Raw genomic sequence first — 19,315 nt, forward strand, 5'->3', positions numbered from 1 at the left:
AAAACACTAATTCCTACAACACGGTTGGTAAAATGATGTCGTTATCAGGCAGCCTGACGCAATTTGTTGGTATGCATAAAATTCTGGATCCGCTGATAGGTGCGAGCAGGGGCTTCAGCCATTGGCATGTGTCCGACATCGTGAAAAATTTCCCAATCGCAGTGAAGACACGCTAACCAGTTATCAAGGGAGGATACATCCAGTAAGCCGTCTTTTCCGCCCCAGATGATCAGTACAGGGGTTGAGGTGGTTGCCAGCTCTTTTTCGTCAATGTATCCAGAGGCCACGAAATCGTCAAAAACCTGCTGATACTCGCTCACTTTGGCAATATGCTGATCAGCCAGAACATCTTTAACGATACGAGGTATGTAGGGTCCACTGGCCATGGCCATAGACAACAGGCGGTAATAGCCTCGGCGGCGGGTGATAAAGAACGGGTTCTGCCCCTTATCAAGCATCGCATCCAAACGACTTTTTCTGGGGGCAGGCATGCCTGCAGGACACAGCAATACCGAGGACGAAACGGCACTAGCCTGATGTTTTGCCATCCAGGCAGTGATATAACCGCCCATTGAATTACCGATTAATGTCGCTTTCTGATAGCCCAGACGCCAGATTAACGCGGTTAATAACTTGCCGTGATCGCTGACTTTATAGTTCCACTCAGTGGAAAAACCGGTCTGACCATGACCAGGCAGATCTGGAATTACGATGTGATATTCGTCTTTGAATAAATTCGCCAGAGAGAGCCAGATGTTATTGTCGCCGGCAAATCCGTGAACCATCATTAATAGCGGCTTGTGTTTATTCCGACTACCTTCTGTCTCAAGAACACTCAGGCTGATGCCATTTATCGAATATCTACGCCGGACCAGTCGCGCCTGTTGCATCGCGCGCTTTACATAAGCAGCCAGCAGGATCTCGCCCAGTCGCGGATAAGTATACCAGTAAAGAAAGCCAAGTAGCGCCAGAAAAGCGAGCAAAATCCACATTTGAAATGATGACTCCGATGAATCCGTTTACGAAAGCGTAACTGGGTATAAAAATATGATTTGCCAGAAAAATCTGGCCTGAAACGCTGCACACCAGTTTACCGTCTTTTTACCATATGCCCGGAAGTGATGAAAGCTGATGACAGGGAAATAATAATTTGTCATGACTGTTCACCTGGCCTGCGAAGCTGTCTGTTTATGATCTTACACTACGAAAAAGCCATATAGCTGTTAAAGAAAACTGATGCAGCACTTATGAGAAATACCATACTAATTACTTCCGTTGTCGTTGTGATAATCAACATCGGATTAGGCTTTCTCTGGCCCCCAGCCTGGCTGTTTCTGCTACTGTCGCTTACATTACTGATTTTTACGGTAAGAGATGCGTTCCAGCGTCGTCATTCTATTCTACGTAATTTCCCGCTGCTTGGTCGTATTCGCTGGACGGTTGAAGGTTTACGGCCCTACATTCAGCAGTATTTACTGGAGAGTGAGACAGAGGGCCGTCCTATTCACCGTATGTTTCGTTCTATTGTCTATAAACGTGCAAAAGACTCGCTCGACAGTATGCCATTTGGTACACAGATGGATACCTACGCAAACGGCTATGAATGGATTGGTCATTCGCTTTCCGCGATGGAAATTAAAGAGATGGATGAAGATCCGCGGATTTGGGTGGGCGGGCCTGATTGCCAGCAACCCTATCTGGCCAGCGTGCTAAATATTTCAGCAATGAGTTTTGGCAGTCTGAGTGCGAACGCAATAATTGCCCTTAATAAAGGCGCCGCAAAAGGGCGTTTTTACCACAATACCGGGGAAGGTGGGCTGACACCGTATCATTTGGACAATGGTGGAGACATCGTCTGGCAAATCGGTACAGGTTATTTCGGTTGCAGAAATAAAGATGGCTCGTTTAACGAGCTGGAGTTTGAGGAAAAAGCGAGCCACGCCAATGTCAAAATGATTGAGATAAAACTTAGTCAGGGCGCAAAGCCAGGTCATGGCGGTATTTTACCGGCTGATAAAAACAGTGAGGAAATTGCCAGCATTCGTGGTGTTGAGCCCCATACTCAGGTGGATTCTCCGCCACGGCATACCGCATTTAATACGCCCCTGGAGATGATGGACTTCATTAAGAAACTGCGCAGGCTTAGTAATGGTAAACCGGTAGGTTTCAAGCTTGCACTTGGCAGAAAAAGTGAATTTATTGCCATATGTAAAGCGATGAAGAAAACCGGCGTAAAACCTGATTTTATAACAGTAGACGGAGGCGAAGGTGGGACCGGTGCTGCGCCGTTAGAATATACGAATTCTGTCGGTTTCCCGTTACGGGAAGCGCTTGCCTTTGTGGACGATGTCCTTACCGGATTTGACCTTCGTTCAGATATTCGCGTTATCGCATCCGGAAAAGTGTTCACTGCATTTCATCTGGTACAGAACTTAAGTCTTGGCGCAGATATGTGTAACAGTGCTCGGGGCATGATGCTGGCACTAGGCTGTGTGCAGTCACTATCGTGTAATACCAATCGTTGTCCGACAGGCGTAGCGACCCAGGATCCCAAGTTGGCCAGCGGCCTGGACCCCCAGGATAAGTCAGTCAGGGTATTTCAATACCATAAGAAAACTGTGCACGCACTGATGGACATCTTGTCTTCCACAGGTCATCAGTCAACCAGTGCACTGAACCGTACCCATGTTTTCAGACGCGTTAATCAAGAGCACGTAAAGCGCTACGACGAAATTTTTCCGTTGGTTAAACGGGGAAGTCTGTTAGCTGAAAATGAGGACGAATTGCCCAAGGCATTTAAACTTCACGTAATGGAAGCCAGTGAGAATAGCTTTATGCCTGCCAGTCATTTAGCTGATATTGAGGAGGAAACCAAAGCAGTCTGATTGAACCGGATTAGGAGAATGCACATGTTTCAATACAAAGTTATCATGGTTGCAGTGGATATCTTCTCACCCTGTGAGCGACTATTTACAAGACTGGACCACCTGGCCAGCGACGACAGCGAAATACATCTTGTTAACGTTGTCCAGCCTCAACAGACAATAACCTCATACGGTGCCTACAATGCACAGGATGATTCTGAAAGTATTAAAGCGCAGGCTGAAAAGCGAATGACAGCGCTTGCCGAGTCATTGCGATTTACCAATGTCACCATTCACTGTGCGGTTGGAAAGGTGGCAGATGAATTGGAATATGTTGCGCAACAGAGAAATGTAGAGCTTATTATCATTGGCGCGCAGGAAGGCAAGGGCGTATTCACAGTGTTAGGCTCTGTCGCCAGTGCCATTGTGCACAGAGCTGATGCCGATGTACTTACGGTTAAAATGCGCTGAAAATTCTGGTAGTTGCACCATTTTCATAAGGGTGTCATATTGCGTTGGCAAGCTTCTATAAATTGTCAGGCAATGCCATAAAATGAAAACAAAAAATACCGGCTTTATCAGACTTTATTTTGCCACTATCTATTCCTGCAAAGGACTCAAAGCCGCATTTTTAAGCGAGCCTGCTGTACGCCAGGAACTCGCTGCCATCTGTGTGCTTGTTCCAATTGCATTCTGGCTAGACATCTCTGTCGTTGAACGCTTATTACTTATACTCTCTTTATTTATTGTGCTGATTACAGAGCTGCTTAATTCCGCCGTTGAGGCGCTGGCGGATCGAGTCAGTACCGAAGTCCATGTTTTAATTGGTAAAGCTAAAGATATCGGTTCGGCAGCGGTTTTTGTCAGCCTGATTTTAGCGATGCTGGTCTGGGGCATGATTCTGCTCACCTGACCAGCATCGTTTTTCTGCTTTAAAATGAAGAGACTTTTGTTCCTTCGGGCAGTCGCTCATTCAACATTTCTGTTACGGTACTGGAAATAAGCTTCAGATGAGAAGAGTGAACCTGTTTTTCAATAGGTTCTTCAAAGCTAACATTTGAAAACACCATATCTTCACCGCTTGAGGTTACCTTTACTGTCAGATGATCATCTGCGCCGGCGATAGGTACGCGAATGCATAATGGTTCATTGTGGCTTTCTACGTATTTTTCAGCTTCTTCGGTACTGGCAAATGCGCGCTTTTTCTCCGGATGCAGCTTCCAATTAGAAGATTGGTCGATGACCTGAATAAGCGTTTTTGCATGCTTTTCGCTAATCTGGTTACTCATTAAAAACTCCTTATGCATGATGATACCTTTGCTTACGAAATCACACATCAAACAGTTTTCATATACGACTAATCACCCGTTAAAAGTGACAAAGCCCGGCTTTAACCGGGCATTGTTGAATCACTTTTACAGTAGCAGATAACGCACTACCGTCACATCTGATAAACGGGAACGCCATTTGCCAGGATATTGCCGTTATCCAGGCTGACGTTGACCTTATAGCGATCATCGTCTTCACTCAGCAAGCCCTGGTCCAGGTATTGCTGAATGACTGGCTTTGAAGCGGGAAATGCTTGGGTAACCGCCTTGCCGATACTGATATCAATTGCACCTGCTAATTTGTCAGAAAATACACCGCTTTGCAGATCGCTTTCATCGTAGGGGGACAGCATAAGCGAGCCCGCGCTGTTTACTGGTACATCTGACAATTTAAAATCAAACGCTTCAATATCAATACTATGTTTTGATTTGCCAAATTCGGCCAGCATCTGGGTCACTTGTTCCGTGCTGTCTTCTGTATCTTCAGCATTCAGGTAAGCCATTGTTTTGCGGCTGATGTTGTCCAGGCTGATATCCAACACAAAGTCTGAAATCATCATTTGCTGGGCCTCTGCATTAACATCATCAATAGCAACCCGGTATTCAAGCTCAAACGTTTCGCTGGTTTCTTCTTCGAACTCGGTAGTAAAGCGCGCGTTGTTGATTTTGACGCTGGAGCCATAGGTGGCAGAGGAAATGTCGATGTTGGCAATGGTAAATGTTGCTTCACTGGCATAAACATTACCAAAAACACGGGATGATTCAGCGGTGGCATCAACCGTCCCCAATGTGATATCGGTTCCGCTGGATGATCCTTTAAGCGTGGTGCCTTGCCAGTTCAGCGACGCATTCACTTCATCAAATGCCAGATCCGTATCGTACGACAGGGTGAGTGGATGGACGGTTAACGTACCGTCGTTTTCTTCAATCACGGCTTCGTCCAGAGACAGGTTACCGCTTATAGAATCGAACAGAATATTCACGGAATAATCCATGACTGGCGAAAATTCACCCAGGCTGGGTAGGTCGTCCGATGGTGAGCTCAGGTCAGAATCACACATCACATAAAAAGGAAAAAACCGACAGTCATTGTCAATTTGAACGCTAAGTGACGACGAATCAGTTAAACCGTATTGAGCCAGGTAGTCCTGTGTGAGTGTTATAGTGACAATGTCCTTTGCACCCACAAAATTTTCTTCAGAAATCTCTCTGGATAGCTCAATACCCTGCAGCTGGTAAGCGCTTTTTAACGCATCAAACTGACTTTCCATGACTGCTGAATAGCGAGATTTTGTCAATATTTGCCCGCCTACCGCCAGCACGGCCAGACCACCCACAATCAATACTAATTTTTTTCCCATGTAGCCATGCTCCTTTTTGACTGACTTCAGTTATCTAAAATGAAATTGCTCAATAACTATTGGTGAAGGCAACCAGTTTACCGAAGGCAATCAGGATTGACAGGCTCAAACGACTCAAATGCGGGTTTTCCGAAAAAATAACCTTGCTGGCGGGTTACGCCTAACTCGTACAGATAATCTCTTTCTTCTTTTGTTTCAACACCTTCCGCCATTACAACAATATCCATCTGTTCAGCCATGGTTTTAATGGTAGAAACGATAAGTTGTTTTTTTGGAAGGTAATTAATACCCCGGATAAGCGCCATATCAATTTTAATTTTATCCGGTGACAATTCAGCCAGCCAGTCAAGATTGGCGTAGCCAGAGCCAAAGTCGTCAATGGCTGTAGAAAATCCGATATCCTGATAATGGTTAACGACATTTCTAAGGTGATTGAGATCACTTACATGGTCAGTTTCCACAAGTTCAAAAGTAATATTTTTAACTGGAAAACCATAATTCTCTGCAGCGACAAGCGTGGTACGTATGCAGATATCCGGCCGATAAACCGCGCCGGGTAAAAAGTTGATATTTAATCCGGCGGTCAATCCCTTTTCCGCGGCTAAAGCGATAGCTTTCACACGACATGTCTGATCGAATTTGTAAATATTCGTGGCATTGACCTGACTTATAACAGAGCCAGCGGACTCATTATTATTACCGCGCACGAGTGCTTCATAACTAAATACTTCGCTGGTATCTAAGTCAACCAGCGGCTGAAATGCCATGGTAAAATCGAAATCCAGTGCCTTACCGCTCCGGCAACCCTCACATGAGAGCGTACGGGCATTTTCTTCAATGACATAAATGGGCAGCGACTTTGCGGAAACGTTATCGAACTTCACTTAAAACATGCCTAACTACTTAATAGGTAAAATTAATTGTGTACAAAAATGCTTTTATTGCAAGTGGATTCGATGAGTTGCTTGCGGTTTATCCGTCGCGTTTCAGCACATTTTTTATTACTTCATCGTTCCGGTCATCACACCGATGAAATGATGCCGGAATCACACTCAATTCACCATTAGGCTCAAGGATGACAGCACTGACATCTTTTTCGTCAATAAGCCCGCGACTCCGAATGCTTGTTCTCACCTCGTCGCGGGTCACCCGTTCGTGTTGAAGTGCCTTATCGATATACTCTCCATTAAAATAGAGCAGGGCGGGTGATTTTTTCATTACACGTCGGGAAACTTCAAAATAGGCGGAAAGCTTATTAAACAGAAACTGTAGGCCGAGCAGGATAAAAAGGCCCAGCAACACCTCTGCCAACACCACTTTCTTTAAGAGCACGGATGAACCCAGAATAGAGCCCATGGCAACAGTTACTATCCAGTCAAAATTGTTCATCTTAGCGCTGGCACGCTTGCCAAAAAATGAAATAAGTGCCACGCACAGTATATACGTGAGCACCGCGGTCATAGCGACTCGAGATAATTCGTCCCAGCTTTGAAAGAAAATCATAGATAACCTAAAGATGCTTTTAATGTTCAGAAGGTTACGTTCTACAAAAATGTGTGGATTACCGTTCTTTTCGTTTTAAAAGCTTGGCCATTCCGCCTTTACTGACTGCAGCCTGCTGGCCATAGTGTCCGGGCATTTGTGCAGAGCGCCAGCCGCCGGCCAGCTGCATCTCGGGTAATGTTGCGCCGTTTTCCGCCAGAGAAACCGCAGCGCCAACTCGCCCACTATGAGGTGTGATATTTTCATTAATATCAGCAAGAACGGCAATGCGCTTCCATATCCGATAAATACTGGAATATTCAAGTCGTACAGCCTGATTACCAGAAAGACGTTCATCATAGGGTAATAATGCATGCCCCTTATTAGAGAGGCGCCGAAACAAAATACCTTTATTTAAACGTCTCGGGTCGCTGCTATCTCGTTCGTTGCCGCTAACGGGATCAACATTAGCCATAGAAATGTACTCGTCAATCATTGTGATGGTGCTGGGGGAGATATAGCGGTACTGGCCTTTTCCGCTTTGATCATTTTTGGAAGTGAGGACGAGCAGGGCGCTGTTACGTTTATCAATGTCCTGGATACAAACACGTACGACTTCATCTGCACGCAGCAGCGCATCAAACATAAGGTTAATCATGGCCAGATCACGCATTTCCAACAATGTATCAGGAATAATCGTATCATTAATCTGTTCGAGCAAATCGATGGTAAGGGGAACAGCCTGATGACGACTGAATTGAAATTTTTCGTTTTCCTTTAAAGCCAGCTTTATAAAGTCTTTCAGATAAACAGACTGGATAATCGGATTGGGTAACTTTGCTATGCGCAGAAATTTACTCAATGCACTCAGCCTGCGCTTGATAGTGCGATAAGCCAGCGGCGACTCACACAGTATTTCTACATACTGCTTGATACATTGCTCGTTATTTTCAAAAGACGTATTGAATCCGGGTAGAGAAGCCTGTTCACAGAAAATAACAAACTCATTGAAATCACTCATGTAAGCACGTTGTGTGTTTCTGGGTAATCGCGAAAATATTTCCTCAAAATACTGATTTACAGCATCTCGATATTTATGCGTAAACGCGGTGGTTGCCGATACAGGTAATTTCATTTAAGTCATTGTTTTTAGGTTATTAATTTCTTTATCACGCATGATAACTGGAATTATCATGCGTGATAGATCAGCCAAGATCCGCACATAATAAATTAATCTCATAGATATGTACACCCATACAGTATTTAGTGTTTCCTGTATTAATCAGGCCTGTGAAATTTTTATAAGTATATGATTTTCAGCAATATTCATATTTATTAGCAACATGCATGTCACCAGTAAATATGCTGTCCGGGCTATTTTTTGAATGCTATTGCGGTGTTAAAAACAAATGTATTATTAACGCGACGATTTGGGTGAAATGTTATCGATAACCGCTGACAAGCTAAGCCAGATTTTGCCAGACGCCATGTATTACCTCATGTAAACGCTCAAATGGTAGATTGGCAGCAAGAAGCGCTACACGAACAATGCTGCGCTGTGTGAAATCTGAAGTAAAATCAGGGGCTATGTACTATAGAATTCACGTAGAACAATATTGCAGAACTCATCTAGCAGTATATTGATTTACAATAACCGATGTGGAAATGCAGTTGAGGCGTACAGTCCTGATTACGTAATAATTGGTGTGTGTGAATGCTCATGCTGATAAACAGAAATTGATTCTGTTATCAGGGCGCAAGCATGTGTCAGAATTAAAGCCTGAAGTAACTGAAACAAATAGTGAATTGATACCAGTTATAACTAACGCTTGTTGCATCAAATTGGCGAGACAAGCTGATGTCATGAAGGTGCAAAATAAACGATGTTATTGGAACAGCCTGGTGAATAGAGTCTCTCCGATGCCTGTCAGTGAAGCGGGTCACGGCATATTAAGAATAATAGTATATTTAACATAATATACATTATGCGCAATTAGCTATTGTGATGGTATGGGGTGTCTGGCTGTTTTCATGACGCTTCTGCTGGCTGCGCGTTGGTGAGTTTTAAGATAGTTTTATATCTATGTTGTCCCTGTAATTCAGTGTTTCGAGAACAGCTGTGGCATGGATTAATCGAGAAGAAATTCTGGCTATTTTGCTTACTGTTATTTACCTGCGTTCATCAGGTTTCAACATTACGTTGAGTAAGCAACGTTACATCCAGACGCTCTTCGTCTTCGCCCCAGGAAAACGCAGCTATCAAAGTAGCTGCTTTAAAACTTGCCCATTGTGTTCATTTATCGAAGATCCTGATTGTACTGGCCGTATGAGATTTTACTGGTTTATTCCAAGAGCCTTCGCCAATGTTAAATCTACGCATATCACTAATCTGTCTGTTGATATCAAGCGCATTGGCTGCGGTATCTTCAATAGCGTCTTTTCTAAGTTAATGCTGCATATGGCCCGCCTGAACTGTAGCAGTAATTGTGACTCGCTGGTAAATGGTATGGTTTTTCCCTTCAGTCTCACTGGTCAACAAAAATCAACGTTGGCGACACTGTATTTAGTTTGCTGCTTCTTTATTGTTGTGGGCTGAGTGAACGCCTTAAATATAGCTATCTGAATATGATGCACTTGCAGTAGATATTTGCTACCACACATTCCTGATCCCAACTCTGAACAGGCAGGATCTCGCCTTTAGCATTATTAATCTCAGGGTTAAGCCCCCTACTTTACCCACTTATCTTTCACCATTCCCATAAGATGAAATTTTATTAACACATGCATTTTTAATTAAGTATTTTGCGTCGCATTGTTGACATAGTTGTTGGATTATTGAACGATGGATTCAGCCTCTCCCAACATTAAAGAAAAAGAGGCACTCTACTATAATAATTAAGGAACCCATGTTATGAAGAAGACCATGCTATGTCTTGGCTTGTCCCTTGCGTTTTCGCAAGCTCAGGCGGTCGATTTTATTCTAGATACAAATGGTAAGTTCAATCAGAGCAAAATAGAGAAACAAGTCGCCAAAGCGGGCGGAACGTTAAACAGCTGTATTCCGCAAATTGGCGTGTGTCAGGTAAGTTTTGACAGTGTCGATACTGCACTGAATTCAGGTCTGACGATGGTGCCGGATGCGACTGCTTATGTACCGAAAGTGGATGTTGCTAAAAATGCATCTATGGCAGTCACCGATGTTGAATATTCCAACCCACCTTCAAGCGGTGAAGATGATGGCTTCTTCGATTTACAATGGGGTCATGAATCTGTAGGCGCAGTAGACGCCTGGAATGCTGGCCACCGCGGCTACGGTGTTCGCGTTGGTGTAATAGATAGCGGTGCTGATGCCACGCATCCTGATCTGCAACCCAATATCAATGTAGCGCTTAGCAAATCTTTTATTGATGAGCCCTGGGACTACGCTGGACCAGACGCTTTCAACCATGGAAGTCACACTGCAGGTACTATCGCTGCAGCAGATAACGGTGTCGGTACCATTGGTGTAGCGCCAGAAGCCGAGCTGGTTATCCTCAAATCACTTTCTGCCGATACAGGCTCCGGTAGCTCCTATGCCACCATGCAGGCCATGGTTTACGCAGCTGACAATGACGTGGACGTCATCAACATGAGTCTGGGTTTGTCTATACGTCGTAACGGATTATTTGATGTTAACGATACCCCTTATGACACGTCTGATGATATTCGTTATGCGCCGGGCGGCAAAGACGGCATTGCGCAGTTTATCGCAAGCTACGGTAAAGCTGCGGCATACGCTAAAAGAAAAGGCGTGACGCTGATTGCCTCTGCAGGTAACGATGCCACTGATTACGACAAAACTGACAGCCTGGTACACTTGCCATCAGGCCTGCCTTCAGTGATGTCAATTTCGGCAACGGGCCCGGTTTTGTGGGGTAAAAATCCGGATACTGACCTGAAAAATCTGGCAATTTACTCAAACTATGGCCAGTCAGAAATTGAATTTTCTGCTCCAGGTGGTGACTACACCTCGCTATACGTCCCAGGTGGCATGGATGCATGTACCGTTGCCGGCCTGACCCGCGTTTGCTATGTATTTGATTTCGTATTCAGTACTGGTAACGGCGGTTACTACTGGTCAGTGGGTACTTCAATGGCATCACCACATGCAGCTGGTGTTGCAGCGCTGATTATCGGCGCGAATGGTGGCCACATGGATCCTGCACAGGTTGAGGCTGAAATGCGTAAACTGTCTCAGGATCTGGGCAAACCTGGCCGTGATGACATACACGGTCACGGTGCAGTATATAGCCCGACTGAATAATATAGCTAAGCATAAGAAACCGGCTTCATTGCCGGTTTTTTTATGCTTATCAAAAGGTTGCCAAAGTAGTATTTACCTTTCCAAAAGCTTACTTATAGGAGGTGATACAGATCAATAAGTTAGCAAAAAAGTACGAGAAAATTGAATTTTTATTGGCTTTTGAAAGTATCGCAAACTACACTAAATTTTGTTGAGCCGTGTAGTACAACTTCTTACAACAAGGAGCAGTACATGCACGTTCAAACTTCGCATCCAGAAAGCTTTTGTATTCATTGTTCAGAGAATGCCAGTACGACAACTGATGCCATCAGTTTGTTCTGCAAGCTATTTAACTATCTTATACGCGATATCTGGTTCCCCAGCGAGTCAGAACAAATCGCTACCCGCTTGTCCAACGGTGCTACACTCCACTGTCATCGTATCAATGCTGATATTGTTAAACTGGAGTTGTCTCCACAATCGCCCCGCCCTGTCCAATTATTTGAAATGCGCTTTCGGCACGGTCATTGGTACCTCTGCGAACAGGCAAAAGTAATTCACTGAACCGCGTTTTTTTTGCCTTTTCGCTGCCCTGCACAGCGTTTCGAGCAATACTTTACGTCCTGCCAGTCTTTTTCCCACTTCTTACGCCACGTAAACGGCCGTTGACACACCGGACAGATTTTTTCAGGTAAATCAGACTTCTTCATTGTTGCTGATCTTTCTTAAAAATATGGCTCCATCATCGCGCATAGCCTGAATTTTTGTGTCATCCATGCGCTCATAGCTTTTATAAACCAAACCCATTCGAGGGTTATCTTTAAGCTTATCTTTGTTTTTATCCAGAAATCGCCAGTACAGGTAATTAAACGGGCAAGCTTTCTCACCGGTTTTTTTCGATACGCTATAGCCACAATTTTTGCAATAGTCGGACATTCTGTTGATATAGCTTCCGCTCGCCGCATAAGGTTTGCTGGCAAGATTACCGCCATCAGCAAAAAGAATCATGGCAGATACATTTGGCAGTTCTACCCACTCATAGGCATCAGCATAAACCAGCAAATACCACTGCTGGACCTGCACGGGATCCAACTCTGTTAACAACGAAAAGTTACCTATTACCATTAAACGCTGAATATGATGTGCATACGCATTGTTTTTAGTGTCAGTAATGCACTGGCGCATGCAATTCATATTGGTGTAACCATCCCAGAAAAAATCGGGAAGGTCGCGGTCTGCATTAAAGTAATTGTCAGTGGCCAGTCCGGGCATGTAATGCCAGTAAAATCCCCTGACGAATTCCCGCCAACCAAGAATTTGCCGGATAAAGCCTTCGACTGAATTCAGTGGTGCAGTGCCAGCATGATAAGCGGCTTCAGCTTGTTCTATAACCTCGCGAGGCGACAGAAGCCCGCAGTTGATATAGAACGACAGATGCGAATGAAAAAGCCAGGGAGCATTGTGTCGCATAGCATCCTGATATTTACCAAACTCAGGTAACCGCTGTTCGATAAACTCCTCAAGTACGGTAAGTGCTTGTTCACGCGTAACTGCAAAATGAAATGGCGAAAGATCGCCAAAGTGCCCGGCAAATTCGTTTTCTACCAGTGCTATTACTGATTCGGTAATATCATCAGGCGAGAACGTTGTCGGCTCAGGAACAGATTTAGAAGCTGGCAATGACTCACGGTTTTTTTCATCATAGTTCCATTTTCCACCTACAGGATTGCCATCTTCCATAAGCACGCCTGTCTTTTTACGCATTTCACGGTAAAAGAACTCCATGCGCATGGTTTTTCGATCCTGCGCCCACTCATCGAACTCCGCGGTAGTTGAATAAAAGCGGCTATCTTCCAGTATTGTAACAGGTACGCCAAGCTGATTTTCCCACTGCTCCATACTCTTTAGCAGCCGATACTCACCGGGAGCGGTGACAATAACCTTGTTACAACCGGTTTGTTCAAGCGCAAGCTGGACTTCTTTTAACAAGCTGCCCTGATTTTCTTCATCGTCATAGCAGCGATACCGAACCTGATAATTGTTCCTTTTTAATCCTTCTGCAAAATGTCGCATGGCCGAAAATAAAAAGGCGATTTTCTTTTTATGATGTTTTACGTAGGTCGCTTCTTCTTTGACTTCCGCCATCAGAATAATGTCTTCACTGCGCGCTGCATCCTGCAATATCGGCAGGGTCTCAGTTAACTGATCGCCCAAAATCAGGCGCAATGTTCCGCTCATCGCTAGCCTCCCTTGATTTCATCAAACGCTTCAAGCGCACGTTTGCGACTAGCTTTAAGATCTACCAATGGCTCAGGATAATCCTCTCCCAGGGTTATACCAGCATCCTTTAAAATATCATCAGGCGCTTCCCATGGTTTGTGAATATACTTTTTAGGAAGGTCCTTTAACTCCGGACAGTACTGACTGACATATTCTCCTTCTTTATCAAATTTTTCGCCTTGCAGGACAGGGTTAAACACTCTGAAATAAGGCGCGGCGTCGGCACCAGAACCCGCTACCCACTGCCATCCCGCCGTATTATTCGCTAAATCGGCGTCCACCAGGCAATCCCAGAACCACTGTTCTCCCTGATGCCAGTGCATAAGAAGATTTTTTACCAGAAAAGAACCTACAATCATCCGAACCCGGTTATGCATCCAGCCGCGTTGCCAGAGCTGGCGCATTCCGGCATCAACAATAGGGATGCCGGTCTGGCCTTTTTGCCAGGCCTTCAAGTCCTTCTCGCTGTATCGCCAGTTGAATTTGTCAAACTTGTCATTAAAGTTTTTATCCACCATGTCCGGAAAGTGGTACAGCAGATAATAACTGAATTCCCGCCACCCCAGCTCACTGAGGAAGGTATCAATATCTTTATTTTCACTATCGCCAAACTTGTCTTTGATAGCGTACCAGACCTGATTAGGAGACATCTCCCCCCAGTGCAAGTGCGGTGAAAGGCAGGAGGTGCCTTCTACTGCAGGCAGATCGCGCTGCTCGTCATATTGCTGCGCGGCATCGTTAATAAATGTGCTCAGCCGATCGGCGGCGCCATCCTCGCCAGGTTTCCAGGTTGCCTGAATATCCTCGTGCCAGTTAATGTCTGGCAGCAGCTCAAGGGCATCCAATCCGTCACTTTTATCAGGCACGTCGGCATAGGTAATACGGGCCGGTGGGGCTTTGGGATAACGAGGCTCTGCCGCCTGCAGGCAGCCTTTTTTATAAAACGGCGTATATACCTTATATGGCGTACCACTTTTCGTTTCAATTTTCATTGGCTCCCACAACAGGCTTCCATTGAAACTGTGTACCTTAAAGTCATTGTCCTCAAGTTGCTTTTTCAGCGCCTTATCGCGACGGATAGCCCAGGGTTCATACAGGCGGTTCCAGAATATATGCCTGGTGCCGAAAGCATCCATTAACTCAGGGATAATATCCTTTGCTTCCCCTTTGAATATTTGCAGATGCCCATTAAGCCGTTCATCAAGCTTTTTCAGTGATTCGTGCAACCACCATTTGCTGGCCGCTCCCGGTAGTCTGCCGTCGGGCGCGCTCGTGTCGAATATATAGACAGGTATGATTTTACCCGCATCACAGGCCGCATTCAGCGCCGGGTTATCTTTTACGCGCAGGTCCTTTTTGAACCACATTATACTTACGGGTACGGTCACGGTAGCCTCTTCTTTTTATGGTCTTTGTTTTGCTCGTATACGTAGCTAGCCATCAAATGATCTAAAATTTCAATGGCCTGTGACTACGACTCAACGTACCGGATTATACTGGTTCACGCGTGATCTGCGCTTGGATGATATGCCTTCGTTAATTAAATTAAATTCAGTTGTCGACAGACTGATTTTAGTTTATTTCGATAACATGAGTGCGTTGACGCCAAATGCTTTCGGGTGGCCCGCAGTTGGTGAGCACCGGCAGCAGTTTATTCGCCAGGGCCTTGATGACTTGCAGGCACAACTATCAGCATTGAAACAGCATCTGGTTATATCAGATGGTGAGCCTGAAACGATACTGCCAGCGCTGTGTGCAAAATACGAAGTCACCGACATTGGTATGACCTGCCTGGATGGTGTTTATGAAACAAGACAACGTGAACAGCTAATACAGAATCTTGGCCATATAAACTGGCACATCGATACGAAAGAGACATTATTTGATGAGCACTCTTTACCCATGGCACTTGCTGACGTGGATAACACCTTTACGCCGTGGCGCAAGAAAATAGAAGGTAACGTTGATGTCATTACGCCAACAGCACCGCCTGCCCACCTTAAACCCTCGCCGGAACACATCCATGCCGCTGCCCTGCCCGACACGTCGGACGGTAGCATTGCAAAGACCTGGTACGGTGGTGAGCGTTCTGGTCTGGCACAACTTGATTATTATTTCGAGGAGACAGAAAATCTCTCCCATTATAAGGAAACCCGCAATGGTCTGATGGGATGGGACTTTTCAAGTAAGTTATCGGCCTGGTTAGCTGCCGGAATGCTGTCGCCCCGGCGTGTGGCGTACCGAATCAAAAATTATGAGCAACATGTTGTTAAAAATGACTCCACCTACTGGTTGTATTTCGAACTACTCTGGCGCGAGTTTTTCCGGTTGCAATTAAAAAAGCATGGGCACTTACTGTTTGCTGCCGGCGGCTATAAAAAGCATAAGCCCAATAACAACTTCGAAAGCGATATTTATCAGGCTTGGTGCGCGGGCAAAACCGGGTGTGACATAGTGGATGCGGGAATGAGGCAGCTCAACGCTACCGGCTTTTTGTCCAACCGGGCTCGCCAGTTGTGTGCCAGCTTTTTTATTCACGAACTCAATCAGCATTGGCGTTATGGCGCTGCGTATTTTGAATACATGCTCATCGATTATGACGTTGCCAGTAACTGGGGGAACTGGCTCTATCTGGCCGGTGGCGGCAGTGATCCCCGAGGACAGCGCAAGTTTGATATACAGGCCCAGACTGAGCGCTATGATCCCGATCGCGCTTATATAACTCACTGGCTGCGATGACTAACGCAGCCATCGATATCGTCTGGCTCAAACGCGATTTACGATTGCGGGATCACCAACCGTTAATAGAAGCGGCAAAAAGCCAGAACCCGGTGCTTCTGGTTTATCTGTTTGAGCCTGAGTTACTCAAAGACCCGCATTTTTCTGCCCGACACTGGCAATTTGTTATCGACAGTATTACCAACCTCAATGCACAGCTCAGGCCAATGAGCACACAGGTCTGGCTGGGATTTGATTCTGCAGTATCCGTGTTTGATTATCTTCATAAACGATTCACAATACGTTCCCTGTTTTCGCACATGGAAACAGGCCTGATGAATACCTATACGCGCGACAGAGCAATCGCTCAATGGTGTGAACGTCATTCAGTAAAATGGCAGGAATATGCACAGTCGGCAGTGATCAGGGGGTTAACCCATCGTCATGACTGGCAAAAACAATGGCAGGCATTTTATCATCAGCCTTGTAGCGATATACCGCTGGATACTATTAACTGGCAGTATATATCCCAGCCAGAGCCCATGACCCATCCCTTACCGTTGTCTCAGCTGCAGCGTCAGCCAGGTGGTGAACAGCGCGCCTGGTCGGTGCTTAAGAGCTTTTTTAAAACCCGCTACACCCGCTACCACACCGACATTTCTTATCCGGAGGCCGCCAGACGTAGCTGCAGCCGTTTAAGCCCCTATATTGCTTTTGGCAACATAAGCACACGACAAATCTATCAGTACGTGAAGACGATCAGTGGTCGAAATCCTGACCACAAGCTTGCCATTAACGCCTTTTCCGAGCGTATCGCCTGGCATGATCATTTTGTGCAAAAGTTTGAAAGTGAGCATGCCATGCAATGGCGCAGTGTAAACAAAGGATACAGCGATTTTGCCTATGAAGACGGTCCTGTGGCGCAGTGGTTGTTTGAAAAATGGCGAAACGGGGAAACCGGCTTTCCACTTGTTGATGCCTGTATGTGCGCGCTAAACATAACGGGTTACCTCAACTTCAGGATGCGGGCGATGATTGTTAGCTTCGCCTGTCACTGGTTAAACCTCGACTGGCGACGCGTTGCAGAATATCTGGCAGGACAGTTTCTTGATTTTGAACCCGGTATACATTATCCGCAGATTCAGATGCAGGCAGGCATAACCGGCACCAATACCATCAGGCTGTATAACCCGGTAAAGCAATCTAAAGTGCTGGATAGCGACGGTCAGTTTATAAAAAAATGGATCCCGGCACTCATGCACGTACCTGGCGCCTACATTCATACACCCTGGAATATTCCCGCCCTGATCCTTACCATGGAGAATATTCATATTCCTGAACGCTATCGACAGCCAATTATTGATATGGATGCGCGCGGGCCGATGATACGGAACACATTGTGGGCTTACAGAAAGCGACCAGAGGTTATTGAAGAGTCAGCGCGAATAATTAATCGGCATAGCCTGCCAAAGGATAAGCACTGAAGCGTTATCGTTTGTGGTCTTTAAGCCATTCATTGAGAAGCTTTATCTGACCACACTTATACGCCGCATACATGACCCGAATTGAGTTTGACAACATTTCGTTATCACTCCAGCCGGTCTTGTCTCTCATTTCATCGTAACAACGCATAGCTTCAGGCGACACGTAGCCACGTACCATCTTTCGTCCAGCTTCGCGCTGCTTTTCCCGAAAGCGGCGCTGCTTGTCGGCATTTGCCTTAGGATTCGCTTTTTTCTTTTCTACCATGGGTCAACGTTAAACACTCATCAGGCTGATGTCTATACTACAGGTAAAATTACGCTCGCCCAGCCTTAATTTTGCGTTTGTCTTTGTGAAGCTTTCGTTAAACAACACAGCAGCTGCTAAAAATACAGTATAAACGGGCGTAGAGTAAAAAAATTGAGAAAATCACTGTTCAGAGTTGTTTAGCGTACAAGTGTTCGCTAAATTATGCCGCTGAATCCATAATTAGAAGAGAGAATATGTCTCAACAACAAAATAGCTTTAGTCGTGACGACCTTTTAGCCTGCAGCCGCGGTGAAATGTTTGGCCCTGGCAACAGTCAGTTGCCCGCCCCTAATATGCTGATGATGGATCGAATCGTTTCCATTAAAGACGATGGCGGTGAATACGGCAAAGGAGAGATTGTTGCTGAACTGGATATCCATCCTGATTTGTGGTTTTTTGAATGTCACTTTCCCGGCGACCCGGTCATGCCCGGATGTCTTGGGTTAGACGCCATGTGGCAACTAGTCGGATTTTTCTTAGGCTGGAGTGGCGGCCCCGGGAAAGGCAGGGCTCTGGGCGTGGGTGAAGTCAAATTCACCGGTCAGATTTTGCCTACCGCGAAAAAAGTGACCTACCGGATAAACCTGAAGCGCGTAATCAAACGCAAATTATTTATGGGAATGGCTGACGGTATCGTAGAAGTCGATGGCCGTGAAATTTACTCGGCGAAAGATTTGAAAGTCGGGCTGTTCCAGGATACATCGAATTTTTAAAAAAAAGCCCCGAACTCGGGGCTTACTTAAACGTCAAAGAGATTTTTAACGTACGGCCAGACCGACACTGCGGTCTTCTACGGCTTCACGCCATCCTCCCAGCCAATGTGAACGTGTATCAAACGATTGAAATGGACAGTTTTCTTTTGAGCGACCGCTGATACCAGCCTGATACCCTTTCGCATGGGCGCGAGTCAATTTGTCTCTTTTTTGTCGTTTCATTGATTAGCCTCTTTTGTCAGATTATGCACACAATCAATGCAGTCACTCCTAAGCTGTTTGGTCGGCGAGTGCTGTTTTTGAATGCGTACCTTATTGTGATAGTCACTCGATGCTGAAGGTTCAAGTAAATTTCACAAAAAATTCTCTTGACAGATAATAACCAAATGAAAGCTGGTACTATTTTTTTTTACGGTTATTTTTCAAATGTATAAATAATAAGCGAAACAAAAAAGCCCCGGGGATTTAAATTGTCCAACGGGGCTCTTTAACAGGT

At 45.4% G+C, this 19,315-nt stretch carries 20 protein-coding genes; 9 read left to right on the forward strand and 11 right to left on the reverse strand.

From position 1 onward, the window contains the following. Positions 1 to 44: 44 nt before the first annotated feature. A complete protein-coding gene (locus HHX48_RS01770; RefSeq protein WP_191021914.1) occupies positions 45 to 992 on the reverse strand; it encodes an alpha/beta fold hydrolase in 948 nt (315 codons plus the stop codon). Between the two features lie 255 nt (positions 993 to 1,247). Here HHX48_RS01770 and HHX48_RS01775 point away from each other — a divergent pair, with 255 nt between their 5' ends. The 3 genes from HHX48_RS01775 (at position 1,248) to HHX48_RS01785 (ending at position 3,777) form a co-directional block, all read left to right on the forward strand. Further along, a complete protein-coding gene (locus tag HHX48_RS01775) occupies positions 1,248 to 2,885 on the forward strand; it encodes an FMN-binding glutamate synthase family protein (protein ID WP_191021915.1) in 1,638 nt (545 codons plus the stop codon). Between the two features lie 24 nt (positions 2,886 to 2,909). Next, positions 2,910 to 3,335 (forward strand): universal stress protein, encoded by a 426-nt coding sequence (locus HHX48_RS01780; protein ID WP_191021916.1) that lies wholly within the window; start codon positions 2,910 to 2,912, stop codon positions 3,333 to 3,335. 82 nt (positions 3,336 to 3,417) lie between these two features. Then, the gene (locus HHX48_RS01785) at positions 3,418 to 3,777 is read left to right on the forward strand and encodes a diacylglycerol kinase (RefSeq protein ID WP_191021917.1); all 360 of its coding nucleotides are present in this window, start codon (positions 3,418 to 3,420) and stop codon (positions 3,775 to 3,777) included. A gap of 19 nt (positions 3,778 to 3,796) precedes the next feature. Here the strand turns inward: HHX48_RS01785 and HHX48_RS01790 are convergent, their stop codons facing one another. From HHX48_RS01790 to HHX48_RS01810, 5 genes are all read right to left on the reverse strand, one after another. Then, positions 3,797 to 4,153 carry a hypothetical protein gene (locus tag HHX48_RS01790; protein WP_191021918.1) on the reverse strand — a complete coding sequence of 119 codons (357 nt, stop codon included), beginning with the start codon at positions 4,151 to 4,153 and terminating at the stop codon, positions 3,797 to 3,799. A 152-nt stretch (positions 4,154 to 4,305) separates the two neighbouring features. Continuing rightward, complete coding sequence (locus HHX48_RS01795) at positions 4,306 to 5,553, reverse strand: DUF945 family protein (RefSeq protein WP_191021919.1); 1,248 nt, start codon at positions 5,551 to 5,553, stop codon at positions 4,306 to 4,308. Positions 5,554 to 5,630: 77 nt separating this feature from the next. After that, the gene (locus tag HHX48_RS01800; RefSeq protein ID WP_191021920.1) at positions 5,631 to 6,437 is read right to left on the reverse strand and encodes an EAL domain-containing protein; all 807 of its coding nucleotides are present in this window, start codon (positions 6,435 to 6,437) and stop codon (positions 5,631 to 5,633) included. 88 nt (positions 6,438 to 6,525) lie between these two features. Continuing rightward, complete coding sequence (locus HHX48_RS01805; RefSeq protein WP_191021921.1) at positions 6,526 to 7,056, reverse strand: DUF421 domain-containing protein; 531 nt, start codon at positions 7,054 to 7,056, stop codon at positions 6,526 to 6,528. Between the two features lie 58 nt (positions 7,057 to 7,114). Then, on the reverse strand, positions 7,115 to 8,170 hold the full coding sequence (locus HHX48_RS01810) for a tyrosine-type recombinase/integrase (RefSeq protein ID WP_191021922.1): 1,056 nt from the start codon (positions 8,168 to 8,170) through the stop codon (positions 7,115 to 7,117). Between the two features lie 984 nt (positions 8,171 to 9,154). On the opposite strand from HHX48_RS01810, the gene HHX48_RS01815 reads away from it, so the two are divergent. The 3 genes from HHX48_RS01815 (at position 9,155) to HHX48_RS01825 (ending at position 11,881) form a co-directional block, all read left to right on the forward strand. After that, positions 9,155 to 9,631, forward strand: a complete 477-nt coding sequence (locus HHX48_RS01815; RefSeq protein ID WP_191021923.1) for a hypothetical protein — start codon at positions 9,155 to 9,157, stop codon at positions 9,629 to 9,631. 315 nt (positions 9,632 to 9,946) lie between these two features. Continuing rightward, the gene (locus HHX48_RS01820) at positions 9,947 to 11,338 is read left to right on the forward strand and encodes a S8 family peptidase (protein ID WP_191021924.1); all 1,392 of its coding nucleotides are present in this window, start codon (positions 9,947 to 9,949) and stop codon (positions 11,336 to 11,338) included. 231 nt (positions 11,339 to 11,569) lie between these two features. Next, positions 11,570 to 11,881 (forward strand): hypothetical protein, encoded by a 312-nt coding sequence (locus HHX48_RS01825; RefSeq protein WP_191021925.1) that lies wholly within the window; start codon positions 11,570 to 11,572, stop codon positions 11,879 to 11,881. Here the strand turns inward: HHX48_RS01825 and HHX48_RS01830 are convergent. From HHX48_RS01830 to HHX48_RS01840, 3 genes are read right to left on the reverse strand one after another with little or no spacing between them, the layout of a single operon-like run. Next, a complete protein-coding gene (locus HHX48_RS01830) occupies positions 11,875 to 12,027 on the reverse strand; it encodes a DUF2256 domain-containing protein (protein WP_191021926.1) in 153 nt (50 codons plus the stop codon). The genes HHX48_RS01825 and HHX48_RS01830 overlap by 7 nt on opposite strands. Continuing rightward, positions 12,014 to 13,555, reverse strand: coding sequence for a cryptochrome/photolyase family protein (locus tag HHX48_RS01835; RefSeq protein ID WP_191021927.1), 1,542 nt, complete (start codon positions 13,553 to 13,555; stop codon positions 12,014 to 12,016). Before HHX48_RS01835 ends, HHX48_RS01830 begins: the two co-directional genes overlap by 14 nt. Positions 13,556 to 13,557: 2 nt before the next feature. Then, positions 13,558 to 14,985, reverse strand: a complete 1,428-nt coding sequence (locus tag HHX48_RS01840; RefSeq protein ID WP_191021928.1) for a cryptochrome/photolyase family protein — start codon at positions 14,983 to 14,985, stop codon at positions 13,558 to 13,560. 79 nt (positions 14,986 to 15,064) lie between these two features. On the opposite strand from HHX48_RS01840, the gene HHX48_RS01845 reads away from it, so the two are divergent. After that, positions 15,065 to 16,336, forward strand: coding sequence for a DASH family cryptochrome (locus HHX48_RS01845; protein WP_317983466.1), 1,272 nt, complete (start codon positions 15,065 to 15,067; stop codon positions 16,334 to 16,336). Next, positions 16,333 to 17,799 (forward strand): cryptochrome/deoxyribodipyrimidine photo-lyase family protein, encoded by a 1,467-nt coding sequence (locus HHX48_RS01850; protein WP_191021930.1) that lies wholly within the window; start codon positions 16,333 to 16,335, stop codon positions 17,797 to 17,799. The genes HHX48_RS01845 and HHX48_RS01850 overlap by 4 nt, the downstream gene beginning before the upstream one ends. 4 nt (positions 17,800 to 17,803) lie before the next feature. On the opposite strand, the gene HHX48_RS01855 is transcribed toward HHX48_RS01850, so the two are convergent. Next, entirely contained in the window at positions 17,804 to 18,064 is a 261-nt protein-coding gene (locus HHX48_RS01855) for a hypothetical protein (protein WP_191021931.1), read from the reverse strand. 236 nt (positions 18,065 to 18,300) lie between these two features. On the opposite strand from HHX48_RS01855, the gene fabA reads away from it, so the two are divergent. After that, positions 18,301 to 18,819: a 3-hydroxyacyl-[acyl-carrier-protein] dehydratase FabA gene (gene fabA, locus HHX48_RS01860; protein WP_191021932.1), complete on the forward strand. Its 519-nt coding sequence runs from the start codon at positions 18,301 to 18,303 to the stop codon at positions 18,817 to 18,819. 45 nt (positions 18,820 to 18,864) lie between these two features. Here fabA and rmf read toward each other — a convergent pair whose 3' ends face one another. Then, positions 18,865 to 19,041: a ribosome modulation factor gene (gene rmf, locus HHX48_RS01865; protein WP_139756215.1), complete on the reverse strand. Its 177-nt coding sequence runs from the start codon at positions 19,039 to 19,041 to the stop codon at positions 18,865 to 18,867. Positions 19,042 to 19,315: the final 274 nt, after the last annotated feature.

It is taken from the genome of Salinimonas profundi, from assembly GCF_014750655.1.
Lineage (GTDB): Bacteria > Pseudomonadota > Gammaproteobacteria > Enterobacterales > Alteromonadaceae > Alteromonas > Alteromonas profundi_A.